This window comes from Bradyrhizobium sp., from assembly GCF_049586575.1.
Taxonomy (GTDB): domain Bacteria; phylum Pseudomonadota; class Alphaproteobacteria; order Rhizobiales; family Xanthobacteraceae; genus Bradyrhizobium.
Genome location: NZ_JBAVCF010000263.1, coordinates 1 through 15566, shown reverse-complemented (window position 1 = coordinate 15566; position 15566 = coordinate 1). Strand labels below are relative to the sequence as shown.

Annotated in this window: 19 protein-coding genes and 1 riboswitch; of the genes, 17 read left to right on the top strand and 2 right to left on the bottom strand. The window is 61.4% G+C overall.

Features of this window, described 5'->3' with window-relative positions; genetic code table 11:
- Positions 1-218: 218 nt before the first annotated feature.
- Positions 219-1748 (bottom strand): Do family serine endopeptidase, encoded by a 1530-nt coding sequence (locus tag WB528_RS09990; RefSeq protein WP_423888257.1) that lies wholly within the window; start codon positions 1746-1748, stop codon positions 219-221.
- Positions 1749-2075: 327 nt separating this feature from the next.
- Between WB528_RS09990 and WB528_RS09985 the strand changes: the two genes are divergently transcribed.
- The 15 genes from WB528_RS09985 to WB528_RS09915 all read left to right on the top strand — a co-directional run bounded on the left by WB528_RS09985 (position 2076) and on the right by WB528_RS09915 (position 13376).
- A complete protein-coding gene (locus WB528_RS09985; protein WP_423888256.1) occupies positions 2076-2381 on the top strand; it encodes an ArsR/SmtB family transcription factor in 306 nt (101 codons plus the stop codon).
- The gene (locus WB528_RS09980; RefSeq protein WP_423888255.1) at positions 2378-2809 is read left to right on the top strand and encodes an SRPBCC family protein; all 432 of its coding nucleotides are present in this window, start codon (positions 2378-2380) and stop codon (positions 2807-2809) included. The genes WB528_RS09985 and WB528_RS09980 overlap by 4 nt, the downstream gene beginning before the upstream one ends.
- 72 nt (positions 2810-2881) lie before the next feature.
- A complete protein-coding gene (locus WB528_RS09975; RefSeq protein ID WP_423888254.1) occupies positions 2882-3091 on the top strand; it encodes a hypothetical protein in 210 nt (69 codons plus the stop codon).
- A gap of 12 nt (positions 3092-3103) precedes the next feature.
- Positions 3104-3526 (top strand): DUF1801 domain-containing protein, encoded by a 423-nt coding sequence (locus tag WB528_RS09970; protein WP_423888253.1) that lies wholly within the window; start codon positions 3104-3106, stop codon positions 3524-3526.
- 6 nt (positions 3527-3532) lie between these two features.
- On the top strand, positions 3533-3787 hold the full coding sequence (locus tag WB528_RS09965; protein ID WP_423888252.1) for a hypothetical protein: 255 nt from the start codon (positions 3533-3535) through the stop codon (positions 3785-3787).
- 288 nt (positions 3788-4075) lie between these two features.
- Entirely contained in the window at positions 4076-5869 is a 1794-nt protein-coding gene (locus WB528_RS09960; RefSeq protein WP_423888251.1) for a chloride channel protein, read from the top strand.
- 291 nt (positions 5870-6160) lie between these two features.
- The gene (locus WB528_RS09955; RefSeq protein WP_423888250.1) at positions 6161-7381 is read left to right on the top strand and encodes an MFS transporter; all 1221 of its coding nucleotides are present in this window, start codon (positions 6161-6163) and stop codon (positions 7379-7381) included.
- Between the two features lie 185 nt (positions 7382-7566).
- The gene (locus WB528_RS09950) at positions 7567-8322 is read left to right on the top strand and encodes a DUF899 domain-containing protein (RefSeq protein WP_423888249.1); all 756 of its coding nucleotides are present in this window, start codon (positions 7567-7569) and stop codon (positions 8320-8322) included.
- Complete coding sequence (locus WB528_RS09945; RefSeq protein WP_423888248.1) at positions 8319-8570, top strand: hypothetical protein; 252 nt, start codon at positions 8319-8321, stop codon at positions 8568-8570. The genes WB528_RS09950 and WB528_RS09945 overlap by 4 nt, the downstream gene beginning before the upstream one ends.
- A gap of 67 nt (positions 8571-8637) precedes the next feature.
- On the top strand, positions 8638-9393 hold the full coding sequence (locus WB528_RS09940) for an SDR family NAD(P)-dependent oxidoreductase (RefSeq protein WP_423888247.1): 756 nt from the start codon (positions 8638-8640) through the stop codon (positions 9391-9393).
- On the top strand, positions 9390-10304 hold the full coding sequence (locus tag WB528_RS09935; protein ID WP_423888246.1) for a sigma-70 family RNA polymerase sigma factor: 915 nt from the start codon (positions 9390-9392) through the stop codon (positions 10302-10304). The genes WB528_RS09940 and WB528_RS09935 overlap by 4 nt, the downstream gene beginning before the upstream one ends.
- Positions 10305-10370: 66 nt before the next feature.
- Positions 10371-10721 carry a Lin0512 family protein gene (locus tag WB528_RS09930; protein WP_423888245.1) on the top strand — a complete coding sequence of 117 codons (351 nt, stop codon included), beginning with the start codon at positions 10371-10373 and terminating at the stop codon, positions 10719-10721.
- A 37-nt stretch (positions 10722-10758) separates the two neighbouring features.
- Positions 10759-11463, top strand: coding sequence for a glutathione S-transferase family protein (locus WB528_RS09925; protein WP_423888244.1), 705 nt, complete (start codon positions 10759-10761; stop codon positions 11461-11463).
- A gap of 100 nt (positions 11464-11563) precedes the next feature.
- Positions 11564-11699: riboswitch (cobalamin riboswitch) on the top strand.
- A complete protein-coding gene (locus WB528_RS09920) occupies positions 11678-12988 on the top strand; it encodes an amidohydrolase (RefSeq protein WP_423888243.1) in 1311 nt (436 codons plus the stop codon). It overlaps the preceding riboswitch by 22 nt.
- A 10-nt stretch (positions 12989-12998) precedes the next feature.
- Entirely contained in the window at positions 12999-13376 is a 378-nt protein-coding gene (locus WB528_RS09915; protein ID WP_423888242.1) for an ArsC family reductase, read from the top strand.
- 11 nt (positions 13377-13387) lie between these two features.
- On the opposite strand, the gene WB528_RS09910 is transcribed toward WB528_RS09915, so the two are convergent.
- Positions 13388-13984 (bottom strand): PAS domain-containing protein, encoded by a 597-nt coding sequence (locus WB528_RS09910; RefSeq protein ID WP_423888241.1) that lies wholly within the window; start codon positions 13982-13984, stop codon positions 13388-13390.
- Positions 13985-14372: 388 nt separating this feature from the next.
- On the opposite strand from WB528_RS09910, the gene WB528_RS09905 reads away from it, so the two are divergent.
- Both WB528_RS09905 and WB528_RS09900 read left to right on the top strand, forming a co-directional pair.
- Entirely contained in the window at positions 14373-15128 is a 756-nt protein-coding gene (locus tag WB528_RS09905; RefSeq protein ID WP_423888240.1) for an ABC transporter ATP-binding protein, read from the top strand.
- A partial coding sequence (locus WB528_RS09900) for an ABC transporter ATP-binding protein (protein ID WP_423888239.1) occupies positions 15121-15566 on the top strand: 446 nt, incomplete at its 3' end. The genes WB528_RS09905 and WB528_RS09900, both read left to right, overlap by 8 nt.

Here is a 15566-nt window from a genome sequence, read left to right as displayed (position 1 = left end):
GTCTGGAATCAAGGCGCCGATACAAACAAGGTCGTCATGCCCGGACTCGATCCGGGCATCCATCAAACAAAAAATGCCCTCGAAGATGGATGGCCGGGTCGAGCCCGGCCATGACGAAGGAGAGAGTCGCAATGCTGCTATCGCTGAACCTGTCCTTGGCGTGAAGTGCCCGCCGCGGCGCCTGGAGAATGCACCGCAGCGGGCTTGCTCACCATGCTTTAGCCAATTGGCATGGCGATGAAGTGCGTGTTGTCGGAGGTCTTCACCCGCAACAGCACGTCGTGCTTGCCGTCGGTCTTGGCCTGCGAGAGCGCCTGACGAAGATCGGTGACGCTCGAAACGCTCTTGCCGCCGACAGCGAGAATGATGTCGCCGGATTGCACGCCATGCTCGGCGGCTGGGCCATTCGGATCGATGCCGGTGACCACGACGCCGTTGCTACCCGCGCCCGCAACTTCGTCCGCGGGCGCTACCGACAGACCGAGATGGGGAACGCCGCGCTCGGTTCGGCCATTCGGCTCGTCGGCCTTCGCCTGCTTCTTCAGCTGGTCAGGCATTTTCGCCAGCGTCACCGTGATCGACTTTGCCTCGCCCTTGCGCAGGATGTCGAGCTTGGCGGAGCTATCGGGAGCCATCCCCGAGATCTCGCGTGCGAGCGCCCGCGAATCCTTGATGGCTGTGCCGTTGACCGCCGTAATCACGTCGCCGGGCTGGATTCCCGCCTTGGCGGCCGGCGTATCCGACTGCGCCTCGTCGACCAGCGCGCCCTCGGCCTTCTTCATGCCGAGGCTTTCGGCGATACCGGCGGTGACGGGTTGCACCTGCACCCCGAGCCAGGACCGGGTGACAACACCTTTGTCCTTGAGCTGGGCGACGATCATCTTCACGGTCGAGGCCGGAATGTCGAACCCGATCCCCACCGATCCGCCGGACGGCGAATAGATCGCGGTGTTGATTCCGATGACCTTGCCGTTGGTATCGAAGGTCGGGCCTCCGGAATTGCCCTTGTTGATCGGGGCGTCGATCTGGATGTAGTCGTCATAGGGGCTGGAGCTGATCGCGCGTCCCTCGGCCGAGATGATGCCGGCCGTTACCGTGCCACCGAGTCCGTAGGGATTGCCGACCGCGACCACCCAATCGCCGACCCGCGGCGTTGCCGTCTCGAGTTCGACATAGGTGAAGTCGCTCTTGCCGTCGACCTTGATCAACGCCAGATCCGTCTTCTGATCGGTTCCGATCACCTTTGCGGTGTAGATATGGCCGTCATCCGTCGTGACCTGGACTGACTTGGCATGGTCGACCACATGGTTGTTGGTGACGGCATAGCCATCGGCCGAAATGAAGAACCCGGAGCCGAGCCCGGTAACCATCTGGTGGCGCTGCATCCGGCCCTGCGGGCCATTGTCGAATTGCCGGAAGAATTTCTCGAAGGGCGAACCCGGCATGAACGGCGACGCTTCCTGGTCATCCGTTTGGGGGCCGTCGGACTCAGTGCCCTGGTCGACGCGAACGCGCACCGAAATCACGGCGGGTTTGACCTTGGCGACGAGGTCGGCAAAGCCGCTCTGTCCTGGCTGATTCATCGTCACCGGCGCAGGTGTCGCGGCATAGGCACGCCCGGCAAGCCGCCCGTATCCGAACGGTCCTCCAACGATGAGTGCCGAGCCGAGCACGGCTGCGGAGCAAAGGAGCGTCAGTCGCCGCGCCGACCATACTCTGCGGCGAGGCTGTTGATTGGTGTTTGTCATGATTGCATCTCCAAAGGTGATCAAGCCGATTGGCTTCTTCAGGGAGATAACGCCGGCGCTATTACCGGATGCTGTCGGGAGAATTAAGATTTCCTGTTCGGGAAATTAATTCGCTGTAACGAAGCGCGACGCGATGTCGAGGTTGGAGCATTAGACATTCGTTGGTGATGGACCGTTTCGCGGATCAGGACGTTCTCTCTTTTCGATCAAGCGGATCAGCGATCTTTCCGGGGCAGGGTTTTTTCGCTTGACCAATCCATATGCCGGCGGTTATACGTCAATCTATAACCATAGAGTTTTTGATCTCTCATTCCGAATACCCACGATATGCTGTTTCGCACGCTGGCCGATCCCACGCGGCGGGCGATTTTCGAGCGCTTGTGCCGCGAGGGCGAGCAGACCGTCGCGGCGCTCACGGCGCGCTCCGGGGTTTCGCAGCCTGCCGTCTCCAAGCACCTCGGGCTGCTCAAGCGGGCGAAGCTGGTGCGCGACCGCCACGAAGGCCGCCAGACGCATTATAGCGCCCAGCTTAACGCCCTGGCCCCGCTGATCGACTGGACCGGGCAGATGACCGGATTCTGGCAGAGCCGGTTTGACCGCCTCGAAGACCTGCTGAAAAGGATGGACCAATGAGCAATGCTGCGACCGAAACGCGTTCTGTCGTCGTCGAACGCGAATTTCCCTTTGCGCCGGAGAAGCTCTGGCGCGCACTCACTCAACCGCATCTGATCGAGGAGTGGCTGATGAAGAACGACTTCAAGCCGGCCGTGGGTCATCAATTCAGTTTGCGCGGAGACTGGGGCCGGGTGCTGGATTGCGAGGTTCTCGCCATCGAGCCGAACAAGACGCTGTCCTACACCTGGAATCATGTCCACGACGATGCCGCCTACAACCTGAAGAGCGTGGTGACGTTTACGCTCACGCCGACAAGCGCAGGCACGCACCTGCGCGTCGAACAGGCGGGCTTCCGGAGCGATCAGCCGCAGGCTTTCGGCGGCGCCAAATTCGGTTGGCAAAAATTCCTCGAAAATCTCGGGCAACTACTGGCGCGGCCGGATTGAGATCGGAACGCCATTCGAGAGGACATCGACGTAACCACGCGGCATCGCTGATGAGGGGAGTGGAAATTGGCCATGAAGGATTCGACGATACGTCTGGCTATTCGCTGGATTCACATCATTTGCGCCATTCCGATCGTCGGCTATATCTATAGCCCGTTCGAGGTCATTCCAAATTATGCCCCGCAGACGCGGTTTGTTTTCTTTCCCGTCATGCTGCTTTCCGGCTTATGGATGTGGAAAGGCCACCTCGTTCGACAGGGGATGTCGAAAAGATCCGCCTAGGACGCAACTCGTATGGATGCATCGGAACAGATCGACAAACTGATCGAAGGGATTGCAGACTGGCGTGGCAAGACCTTGGCCGGCGTCCGCAAGACCATGCTCGCCGCGGATAAAGAGATAACAGAGGAATGGAAGTGGATGGGCAGCCCGGTATGGTCGCTTGACGGCATCGTTGCGGTCGGCAATGCCCACAAGGGCAAGGTGAAGCTCACTTTCATGTACGGAGCGAAGCTCGCCGATCCCGAAAAACTTTTCAATGCCGGCTTCGAGGGCAACGAGCGGCGCGCGATTGACTTTTTCGAGGGTGACAAAGTCGATGCGCCTGCGCTGAAAAATCTCATCCGCACCGCAATCGAATACAACCGGGCCAAAAAATCGACGAAGAAAGCGCGGGCGGCCAGCGGGTCAAAACCAGGCAAAGCCAAAAAGAAGTAGCCAGCCATGTCCGACAAGTCCGTCGCGGAGCGTTTGCAGGTCAAGGGAGATCGCCGGCTTGCGGTGGTCGGCGCCTCCGCGGCGCTGGAAAAGGCCATCGGCGCAAACAGGGCGCGTGGCGATGTGGCGGACGCGGACGTGGTCCTTCTTTTTGCGCCGAATCGAGCAACGCTCGACAAGGCTCTGCCGAAGTTGCTCAAGGCCATATCGCCCACCGCCATCTTTTGCCCAGTCTGCCGTCCAAAATCGCGGCTGACCTGAGCCGAGTCGCCAATCCAAACGCTGGCGCGCCCCAACACGGCTTCGATACCGTGAGCCAGATCGCCATCGACGACGACCGGTCGGCGCTGCGGTTAAAGCGCGTTAAGTAATTTTTGATAATGATGCAGGGTCTGTCCTGACGGGGCAGGGCTTTAGCCCTGCGGCCCCAGGTCAGCCGTGATACGATCACACATTGCGCGATTGGAGCCATGCGACACGCCTGCTTGATATATATCGCAGTGCGATATAAGTCAGGGAACTCCGAAGCCCCCCAAAGAAGCCCCTCAAATGCGTCAAATGATCGAGAAAGCCCGCGGTGCCGCGCGGCATCGTAACAAGCTCGGCGATTTCACTGCGGATCGCCGTGTCCTGCTGCTGATCGGCATGGCTCTCGTGGTCGGCAGCGCCAGCGCCGTCTCGGCCTGGGTCCTGCTGAAACTGATTGCGCTGGTCAGCAATTGGGTCTGGTTCGGGCAGCTCAGCGCCAAGAGCATTCCGCTGGCGCTAACCAGCCGCGGCGCCATCTGGATGACGCTGGCTCCGGCGGTAGGCGGGCTCGTGATCGGTTTAATCGCGCGCTTTGGATCGGAGAAGATCCGGGGGCATGGAATACCCGAGGCGATTGAGGCGATCCTGCTCGGCGGGAGCCGGATGCAGCCGAAAGTCGCCGTTCTCAAGCCTCTGTCCTCGGCGATCTCGATCGGCACCGGCGGTCCATTCGGCGCGGAGGGCCCGATCATCATGACGGGCGGTGCGGTCGGCTCGCTCTTTGCACAGTGCTTTCATCTCACCGCCGCCGAACGCAAGACGTTGCTGGTCGCCGGTGCTGCCGCCGGCATGACCGCGATCTTCGGTACGCCAATCGCAGCCGTGCTGCTCGCGGTCGAGCTTCTGCTGTTTGAATGGAAGCCGCGCAGCTTCCTGCCGGTGGTCGCCGCCGTCATCGTTTGCACGGTCTGCCGTCCATTCCTTTTCGGCAAATTGCCGCTGTTTCCGTTCACCGAGCATCCGAACTTGCCCTTGTGGGCAATGGCTGCCGCGGTCGGCGTCGGTCTCGTGGCCGGCCTCCAATCGGGATTGATGACGCGCCTGCTTTACGCGGCCGAGGACCTGTTCGATTTCATTCCGCTGCACTGGATGTGGTGGCCTGCGCTTGGCGGATTGGCCGTCGGGCTTGGCGGCCTCGCCGACCCACATGCGCTCGGTGTCGGCTACGACGTCATCGCCGATTTGCTGTCCGGTCATACCACAGCGCATGAGGTCAGCCGGGTGCTGCTGGTGAAGTCGGCGATCTGGATCGTGGCGCTGGCGTCGGGCACTTCGGGCGGCGTATTGGCGCCGCTTTTGATCCTCGGCGGTTCGGCCGGCTGGCTCGAAGGCCAGATGCTGCCGGGCGGCCCCTCGTTCTGGGCATTGGTCGGCATGGCCGCGATGATGGGCGGCACCATGCGTTCGCCGCTGACCGGCGTGATGTTCGCGATCGAGCTGACCGGTAACATCGAAATGCTGCCGATTTTGCTGGCGGCCACCGGCGCTTCGTATGCCGTGACGGTGCTGCTGTTGAAACGTTCGATCCTCACCGAAAAGATTGCCCGGCGGGGACAGCACGTCACCCGCGAATACTCGATCGATCAGTTCGAGCTGCTGCGGGTCGCCGACGTAATGGTGAAGAACGTCGATACCCTGCCGGTCAGCATGCCGGTGGATGACGCGGTCGCCTTCTTCACCGCCGATGAACACCGTCACAAGTCCTATCCCGTGGTGATGGCGGACGGACGGCTTGCGGGCATGGTGGCACGGTCGGACGTTCTGCGCTGGCGCACCGAGGGCGCGCACCAGGCTGCGACGCTGGACGATCTCGTTTCCGATACTTCAGCGGTTTCGGCCTATCCAGACGAGGTGCTCGGGCGGGTGGCCGACCTCATGGTGTCGGCCGACCTTGGACGCATTCCGATAGTCGATCGCGACAAACATCGCGTGATCGGCCTGATCGCGCGGAAAGACCTCTTGCGCATTCGCTCAGTGGTCAACGAGCAGGAGCGGGACCGCAACGCCTACTTCATGCGGGAGAAAGTCGCCTGACAGGAACTCGCCCTTGAGGTAGAAGGCGAGCGGGACGTAAATTGGGACGTCTCGTCAATCCAAGCCGCGCCCACAAAATTTCAGGTCAAGCGCACGAGGCGGCGATGGGGGCAAGCCGTGCAGCCGGATTCTGTCCGAGGAAGAAGGTGTCAACCTGTTTGCGGAATCCATTAAAGACTGACCCGGAGCAGGGCCTGGCAAAAAAGGCCTGACAAAAAAATAAGCCGGCCTGTCGGTTTCCTAAGGTTCCGTTCGTCTTTTATGCAGACCGGACCGGATGGGAGACCTGGAATGACCAATTCGTACTATCGCTGGGTAATTGTTGCGGCCGGTGGCTTGCTCGGCTGCGTGGCCATCGGCGGCATGTTTTCGCTGCCGGTTTTGCTCCAGCCCATCGCGCGAGATACCGGCTGGTCCGTGACGGGCGTGTCCAGCGCCATGACCATCGGCTTCCTGGCGATGGCCTTGACCAGCATGATGTGGGGCACCTTGTCCGACCGGTACGGGCCGCTGCCGATCGTCTTGACCGGCTCGGTCGTCATCGCGGCGAGTCTGGCGCTCGCGAGCCAGGCGAAATCGCTGCTCGCCTTTCAATTTCTGTTCGGTGTGATGGTCGGCGGCGGCACGTCCGCGATCTTTGCGCCGATGATGGCAACCGTCACCGGCTGGTTCGAAACCCATCGCAGCCTTGCTGTGTCGCTGGTTTCGGCCGGCATGGGAATGGCGCCGATGACCATGTCCCCGCTTGTCGCCTGGCTGGTCTCGCATCATGACTGGCGCACTACCATGCTGATCGTGGCAGGCATCGTGGCTGCGATCATGATTCCGGTCTCGCTTCTGGCGCGCCGTCCGCCGGGGCTTGCCGCCGCGCCAATCACGCCGTCCGGAAACAGCGCGTCTCAGCCGCAAATGTCGTTGGCCGAGGCGCTGCGCTCACCGCAATTCATCATTCTGCTCACGACCAATTTCTTCTGCTGCGCGACGCATTCCGGCCCGATCATCCATACCGTCAGCTACGCCGTCAGTTGCGGGATTCCGATGATCACGGCGGTCACGATCTATAGCGTCGAAGGCTTTGCCGGAATGGGCGGCCGTCTCGCCTTCGGCTTGCTCGGCGACCGCTTCGGCGCCAAGCGCGTGCTGGTGACCGGCCTGTTGTTGCAGGCGTTCGGCGCGCTCGGCTACGTCTTCGCGCAGCGGCTGGGCCAGTTCTACGCGGTGGCCGCGCTGTTCGGTTTTATCTATGCCGGCACCATGCCGCTTTATTCGGTGCTGGTGCGCGAGAACTTTCCGCTGCACATGCTCGGCACCGTGATCGGCGGTCTGTCGATGGCCGGAAGCCTCGGCATGGCGACCGGGCCGATTGCCGGTGGCCTGATCTACGACACCTTCGGCAGCTATGCCGGGCTCTATATCGGCTCCTGGGCTGTCGGACTGGGTGCGTTCTTTATTATCCTGCTGTTCAGGCCTTTCCCCAGGATCGAGGCGGAGCCGGCCGCTGTGCCGGCTTAACAACCTGCCGGCACAACGACCGGCGGCCGCAATGGGTAACGCTCGCCGGAAGCACCGCCGGTCAGCAAGGCCGGTGGTGATTTCTTGCGCGGGGCTGACTCCTTTTCAAGGTCTCAAACGTCTTTGCTCCATCAGACCATTTGAACCGGGCTCGGACGCGCAAAACAGCCAACAGGAGGTCATTCATGCCGAACACACCGCCGATCGTATCGCCGCAGGACTGGGAGGCTGCACGAGAGCAACTGCTCGCAAAGGAAAAAGCCCTGACCCGCGCCCGCGACGCGCTGGCCGCCGAGCGCCGGCGGATGCCGTGGATGGCGGTCGAGAAGGCCTACGTGTTTGACGGACCTTCGGGCAAGCGGAGCCTGCTCGACTTGTTTGAGGGCCGTCGCCAGTTGATCGTCTACCGGGCCTTCTTCGAGCCCGGCGTGCATGGTTGGCCGGAGCATGCCTGCATCGGCTGTTCGCTGGGGGCTGACCAGGTCTCCAACCTCGCTCACCTGAACGCGCGCGATACGACACTGGCGTACGCTTCGCGGGCACCACAGGCCGATATCGCGCGCCTCAAGGGACGAATGGGCTGGGCGAGGATCCCCTGGTACACCATCACCGACAGTTTCGATGCCGACTTCGGCGTCGATGAGTGGCACGGCCATAACGCGTTCATCCGTGACGGCGAACGCATATTCCGGACCTACCTGATCAACAGCCGTGGCGACGAGGCGATGGGCACCGTCTGGAGCTACCTCGACATGACGGCGCTCGGGCGTCAGGAGATATGGGAGGATTCCCCGGAGGGCTACCCCAAGGATCGGCCGTACAAGTGGTGGAACTGGAACGAGAGCTACGTTCCCAACGCGGCGCCCGATCCCAAATGGGTGCAGGTATCGGACGCGGGCGAGGCGGCCTTCCGCAAGCGCGATGCGGGAACAGCGGCATGAGCGCGAGCGGTGCCATACGCGATGGTGGCGAAAGTGCCGCGGTGTCTGTCATCACCAAATGGCTGCATTTCGCCGCGGCGCCGACCTTTGCGATCATGGCGCTGTCGACGGTCGTGCACGTTAGCGGCCAGCCGAATGCACTCTGTTCGGCTGCCGGCGGCTTTTGGCCCGGCGGAATGGCGTCGATGTATTTCTTGATGGCTCTGTTTCATATGACGCCGTGGCTAAAGTTGATCTCGCGGCGATAGCCCCGAGCGACATCAGGGCTCCTTTTCGAAACCTCGATCGTTCTTATCCAACCATGGAGCGGCAGCGATGAATCTCAAGGACAAGAAAGTGATCGTCACCGGCGGAAGCCGCGGTCTCGGCCTCGGCCTCGTCGAAGCGCTGGTCGCGCGCAGTACAAAAGTGACCGTTGTCGCGCGGGATCCGCAAGTGCTGAAGTCGGTCGAGGCCCGGCTCGGTGTTGGCGTGATTTCCGCAGATGTTACCGACGAGAGAGAGGCCCACCACATTCTGTCCGAGGTCAAACCGGACATCCTGGTGCTGAACGCGGGCGCGAAGCCGCCGATGGGCCGGCTGGATCAACTGAGCTGGGCGGACTTCAGCGCGGCGTGGGAGACCGACGTCAGGGGCGGTTTTTACTGGATGCAGGCAGCGTTGAAGACGCCGCTGACGCCGGGCAGCCACGTTCTCGTCGGATCGAGCGGTGCGGCGCAAAACGGATCGCCATTGTCGGGAAGCTATGCCGGCGCCAAGCGGATGCTGTGGCTGATGGCGAAATATGCCAACGGCGTCTCGGCGCAAGACAAGCTCGGCATCCGCTTTCAGGCGATCGTGCCCATGCAGATCATCGGCAACACCGGAGTTGGTGACGCCGGTGCAAACGCCTATGCGCGCGCGTCGGGCATAAGTCGCGAGGAGTTTTTGGCGCGCTTCGGCGCGCCGATGCCGCCGCGAGAGTTCGGCGAAAAAGTGGTTTCCGTGCTGGAAAACCGGGCCTACGCTGACGGCGTTGTGTTCGGGCTCAAGGGCGATACGGGAATAACCATATTGGAGACTGCGGCTTGAAGGCGAGCCAAACCTCAGGTGACCGCGATCCACGCGCAGAACTGCTGGCTCTGACCGCCGAGTTGCGGCCCGAATTGCATCGTTACTGCGCGCGGCTAATGGGATCGGTAATCGACGGCGAAGACGTCGTGCAGGATACGCTCGCCCGTGCGCTTGTCGCGCTCGACGAGGTCAAGGACATGCCCGCGCTTCGGCCTTGGCTATTTCGGATCGCGCATAATCGCGCGCTCGATCTGTTGCGCAGCCGAACCGTGCGAAAGGTGGAACCGATCGAAGCCGCTTCCGATATCGCGGACGAAACTAGCCCTGATCCGATGGAGGTCTTGATGCGCCAGGAAGCGGTCGAGACCGCGGTTTCACGTTTTGCCGAGCTTCCCCTGCTTCAGCGCAGCGTCATCATTCTCAAGGACGTGCTCGGCGAACCGCTGAAGGATATCGCGGATCTTCTCGACCTGACCGTCGATGCCGTGAAGGCCCATCTTGCGCGGGGGCGCACGCGTCTTCGCGAAATCAATACGCAGGCCGCCGCGCTCGCCGAGGCAAGACCTGTCTCGGCGGCGGTCGCGCGCTACGTCGCGCTGTTCAACGCGCAGAACTGGGACGGCCTGCGCGCGCTGCTGGCTGATGACGTGAAGCTCCATCAGTCGACCTATCCGATTCGCGCAGGCGCTGTCGACGTCGGCAGGTTCTTTACGATCTACGCGACGTTCGACAGCGTGCGGCTCGAACCGGCCTGGGTGGAGGGTCGCGAAGTGATCGCCGTGTTCGAGCAGGGCGCAGGGAAGAAGCCCAGCTACTTCATGTGGCTGGAATGGCGCGGCGGGCAGATCAGCTTCATCCGCGATTACCGTTACTCCCGCTACATCCTTGATGACGCAAAGATGATGCTGGCGTCGGATAAAGAGCCTTAAGCGGTTGACATTCACCGCATGAGACAAATATCCAGCGGTGACATCAATCTAACAAGGCGGGAACCGATGACACGCGTGCGCTGTGTAACTGAGATGGGCATGGGCGTCGACGTCCATGGCAGGGACGCGACGAAGGCGGCCAAGCGCGCCGTGTCGGATGCGATCCGCCATTCCAGCCTCGGTTTCTTCCGCATGTTGGGCAAGACCGCCAACGACATGTTCGTCGATGTCACGATCGCCGTGCCGAATCCGGAGGCTGTCGATACGGAAGCGGTGGCGAAGGAGTTGCCTTATGGAACGAAGAAGGTGACCGCGATCAAAGGCGGTCTCGAAATCCCGTCCGATATCGGCAACGATCCGATTTTGATAGCGAACGCCGCCGTGATCGTCAGCTTCGACGACGGCAAGACCGGCTAAGGCGCGCCGTTAAATCCTGACAAATTGTGGGTGGCTAATGTCTGATCTTTCCGCCTTTCCGATCACCAAACGCTGGCCGGCGAAACATCCGGACCTGCTTCAGCTCTATTCGTTGCCGACGCCGAATGGCGTCAAGGTGTCGATCATGCTGGAAGAGACCGGATTGCCGTATGAGGTGCATCTGGTCGATTTCAACAAGGACGACCAGAAGACGCCGGAGTTTCTTTCGCTCAATCCCAACGGCAAGATCCCCGCGATCATCGACCCGAATGGACCCGGTGGCAAACCGCTCGGCTTGTTCGAGTCCGGTGCGATCCTGCAATATCTCGCCGAGAAAACCGGCAAACTGCTGCCGGCCGATCCGGCGCGCCGCTATGAGACCATTCAATGGCTGCACTTTCAGATGGGCGGCATAGGGCCGATGTTTGGCCAGGTCGGCTTCTTCTATAAATTCGCGGGCAAGGAGATCGCCGACAAACGGCCGCTCGAGCGCTACGTGAATGAATCAAAGCGTCTGCTGGGAGTTATTGAAACCCGTCTCGGCGGGAGGCAGTGGATCATGGACGACGAATACACCATCGCCGATATCTCGATGCTCGGCTGGGTTCGCAATCTGATCGGATTCTATGGCGCGCGTGAACTGGTCGCGTTCGATGATTTCCGCAATGTCCCGGCGTGGCTCGATCGCGGCCTGGCCCGGCCGGCGGTCAAGCGCGGACTGGATATTCCGAAGCGATCGTGAGACACCACAGCCCCTGCAACTGACAAAGCACCATGCGCGCGCGAAGCGATCGTTCGAGAGCGGCACTTCGCCGCACGGATTGACACGTGCGCTGAACCGATGCCAGGTTGATGACGGTAGTGCCCGCAAGGGCCCAACAAGGGAATGCGGTGCGTCTCGCGACAATGCCCCGGCTGCCCCCGCAACTGCCGCCATGAATGGATTTACCAGGACCATGCTGATGTCAGCGGCGCTGTGTCTTGCAGCGCTTGCTCCCGCACGGGCCGAACTCGATGTGGCCAAGCTTAAGACATCGATCGAGAGTTCGGTGGAAGCCGACTATCCAAAGCTCGATGCGCTTTACAAGGATATTCACGCTCATCCCGAAGTCGCTTTCCATGAAGTGAAAACGGCGGCCAAGCTCGCCGCGGAAATGCGCGCACTCGGCTTCGATGTGACCGAGAAGGTCGGCAAGACCGGGCTTGTCGCGATTTTCAAAAATGGCGAAGGTCCCACCATTCTGGTGCGGACCGAGCTCGATGCGCTGCCGATGGAGGAAAAGACCGGGCTTGCCTATGCGAGCCATGACAAGACCGACTGGAACGGGCAGGAGACCTTCGTCGACCATAGCTGCGGTCATGATATTCACATGGCGACCTGGGTCGGGACGGCCAAAACGCTGGTCGGTTTGAAGGATCGGTGGCGGGGCACGCTGATGTTCATCGCCCAGCCGGCCGAGGAGACGGTCTCCGGCGCCAAGGCGATGATTGCGGACGGCCTGTTTACCCGATTCAAAAAGCCGGATTTCGGCTTTGCCCTGCACGACGGTCCGTTCGCTTACGGCACCCTCAGCTATCGCACAGGCGTCGGCTCATCGAACTCGGACAGCCTTGACCTCACATTCCATGGCCGCGGCGGCCACGGCGCGTCGCCGCAGCGGACCATCGATCCCGTGATGATCGCGGCGCGCTTCATCGTCGACGTGCAAAGCGTGATCAGCCGCGAAAAGGACCCGACCGAATTCGGTGTCTTCAGCATCGGCGCCATTCACGCCGGCACGGCCCACAACATCATTCCCGATCAAGTCGTGCTGCGCGGGACCATCCGCACGTTCAAGCCGGTAGTCCGCGCCAAGATGCTGGCCGGGATCGAGCGAACGGCAAAGGCGGCCGCCGCCATGTCGGGCGCGCCGGAGCCCGACATCACCTTCACCGAGGGCGCCAAAGCGGTCATCAACGATGCGGCCGTGGTCGAGACGGCGGCAAAGGTGCTGAAGGTAGCCTTCGGCGACAAGATCGCGACGTCGCCGCCGGTGACAGCCAGCGAAGACTTCTCCGAATTCATCAACGCGGGCGTGCCTTCGATGTTCTTCAATATCGGGGTCTACGAGCCGGAACGAGTGGCTGCGGCCTTCAATGGAACGGGTCCGCAACTGCCGTCCAATCACTCGCCGCAGTTCGCGCCGGTGCCGAAACCGACGATCGAGACCGGCATCGAGGCGATGACGCTCGCGGTTCTCAGCGCCTTCGACAAATACGCGAAATGAGGCAATCAGGATGACGAAGCCGATCACCATCTACGGCATCAAGAACTGCGACACGATGAAGAAGGCGCGGGCCTGGCTCGATAGCCACGGCGTGGCTTACGAATTCCACGATTACAAGGCCGCGGGCGCGCCCAAGGAAAAGCTGAAAGCCTGGGCCGGTGGAGTCGGCTGGGAAACCCTGCTCAATCGTGCCGGCACCACGTTTCGCAAGTTGCCTGACGCCGAAAAGGAAGGTCTGAACGAACGCAAGGCGCTGGCGCTGATGCTTGAACAGCCGTCGATGATCAAGCGCCCGGTGCTCGACGTCGGCGGCAAGTTGCTGGTCGGTTTCAAGCCGGAGGTCTATGCGAAGGAAGTCGGCGCCTCCGGCAAACGCGGGCGCGCCTGAAGCAGATGCGTTTAGCTGAACTCGATCACATCCGCAGATGGAATACGGCCGGGTGTGCGATGGAACAGTTCGCGATCGATCACCACGCGCAGCTTTGCCGTCGGTAGCGCATCGTTGCCGCGCATCAGATTTCTGATCTCGAAGCCGCCGTCTTCGCTGATCGTTTTCAGGGACGCGATCACGTGCGTGACGCCTTCGGAGTCCGAGAACGGCAACAACAGACGTTCATAGGCGACGATGCGTCCGCTCGCGTCGTCGACATGCGAGACGGTGTAAACGGGGAGGGCGCGTTCCAGACATCGCTGGTAGACCGGCAAGACGATCGGCGTCAGCCGTGCTCCAAGATAGTCGTCAAGATACCGGCCCCTCCCGGTATGGCCGTAAGCCATCGACATGCGGGTACCGTCGCTATCGATGATCAGGCGCTGCGTTGTGCTTTCGACCGTCATAAACACCAGGTCAGGGAGTTCATCCTCGAGCCGGGCAGGCTGAAAGTCCGCCTTGCGAGGCAATCGCTGCGCAGGGGCATAAAGCCGCAGCCACGTGTTCAGGAGATCACGCTGCTTGATCGATTTGACGACCGTCGGGTTGGCGCTCTCGAAATCCAAGGGTTAAAGTCCGAGGTTGATGAAAACACCGAACTTTCGGTCCAAGGCGAAAATATTTGGTGAAGGAAGTTCGATGGCGGCCGAATAGCGTTAACGACTGCTTTCCAAACGAGCAGTCGGCGAGCTTTCGACCTTGGCGATGTGACCGGAAGGAACCTTCGACTAATGGCCAATTATCAAGGGCCTGGCGCGGTCCATGCCGCTTTCCGCCTTGCACAAGGAGGGCCGTTGACGGCATATTCCGCCCCGGAGGCGGCGGGTCCCGGGACGAACTTCAGCACGCGAAACCAAGACGCGGCATCAGGCATCCTGGGAGAACCCGCTGTAAGGAAAAGATCGACCACGCGCGACACGAGACGTTGCGGCGGGGGCTCGCGGGGGAATTTGATTGGCGGATGAGTTCATTCTCGAAACCCACGGATTGACCAAGGAATTCGCGGGATTTTTTGCCGTTCGCGACGTTGGCCTGAAGGTGCGGCGCGGCAGTATTCACGCCTTGATCGGCCCTAACGGGGCCGGCAAGACCACCTGTTTCAATCTGCTCACCAAGTTTCTCAAGCCGTCGGCAGGCCAGATTCTTTACAAGGGGCAGGACATCACCGCGATGGCGCCGGCCGACGTGGCGCGGCTTGGCCTCGTGCGCTCGTTTCAGATCTCGGCGGTCTTTCCCCATCTGACAGCGCTGGAGAATGTCCGCGTCGCGCTCCAGCGACAGCACGGGCAGTCCTTTGATTTCTGGCGCTCCAAGGCCGTGCTTGACCGCTTCAACGCCCGCGCGCGTGAATTGCTCGACGATGTCGGCCTGAGTGAGTTCGCCAAGACGCCTGCGGTCGAGATGCCCTACGGCCGCAAGCGCGCGCTCGAAATCGCCACCACGCTTGCGCTCGATCCCGAAATGATGCTGCTTGACGAGCCGATGGCGGGGATGGGTCACGAGGACATCGACAAGATCGCGGCGCTGATCAAGCGTATCTCGGCGAAGTATACTATCCTGATGGTCGAACATAATCTCAGCGTGGTCGCTAACCTGTCCGATATCATTACCGTGCTGACGCGCGGTCACGTGCTGGCGGAAGGCACTTACGCCGATCTGTCCAAGGATCCGCGTGTGAAGGAAGCCTATCTGGGAGCCGGCCATGGTTGACGTCACAATGGCCAATGCCGCCGCGGCGCCGTCGGCTTCCGGCGCGCCCATTCTGTCGGTGCAGAACCTCGAAGCGTGGTATGGCGAGTCTCATATTCTGCACGGCGTCAATTTCCAGGTGAATCCCGGTGAGGTGGTGACGCTGCTCGGTCGTAACGGGGCGGGCAAGACGAGCACCCTGAAATCGGTGATGGGAATTATCGGCAAGCGCAGCGGTTCGGTCCGCTTCGACGGCAACGAGATCATCCGCGCGGCATCAGACAGGATCGCGCGCATGGGCATCGCATTTTGCCCGGAGGAGCGCGGAATTTTCGCCAGCCTCGATGTCCGTGAAAACCTTCTGCTGCCGCCGAGCGTACGCAGCGGCGGTCTTTCGCTGGACCAGATTTTCGAATTGTTCCCCAATCTCAAGGAGCGGCTGAACAGCCAGGGCACCAA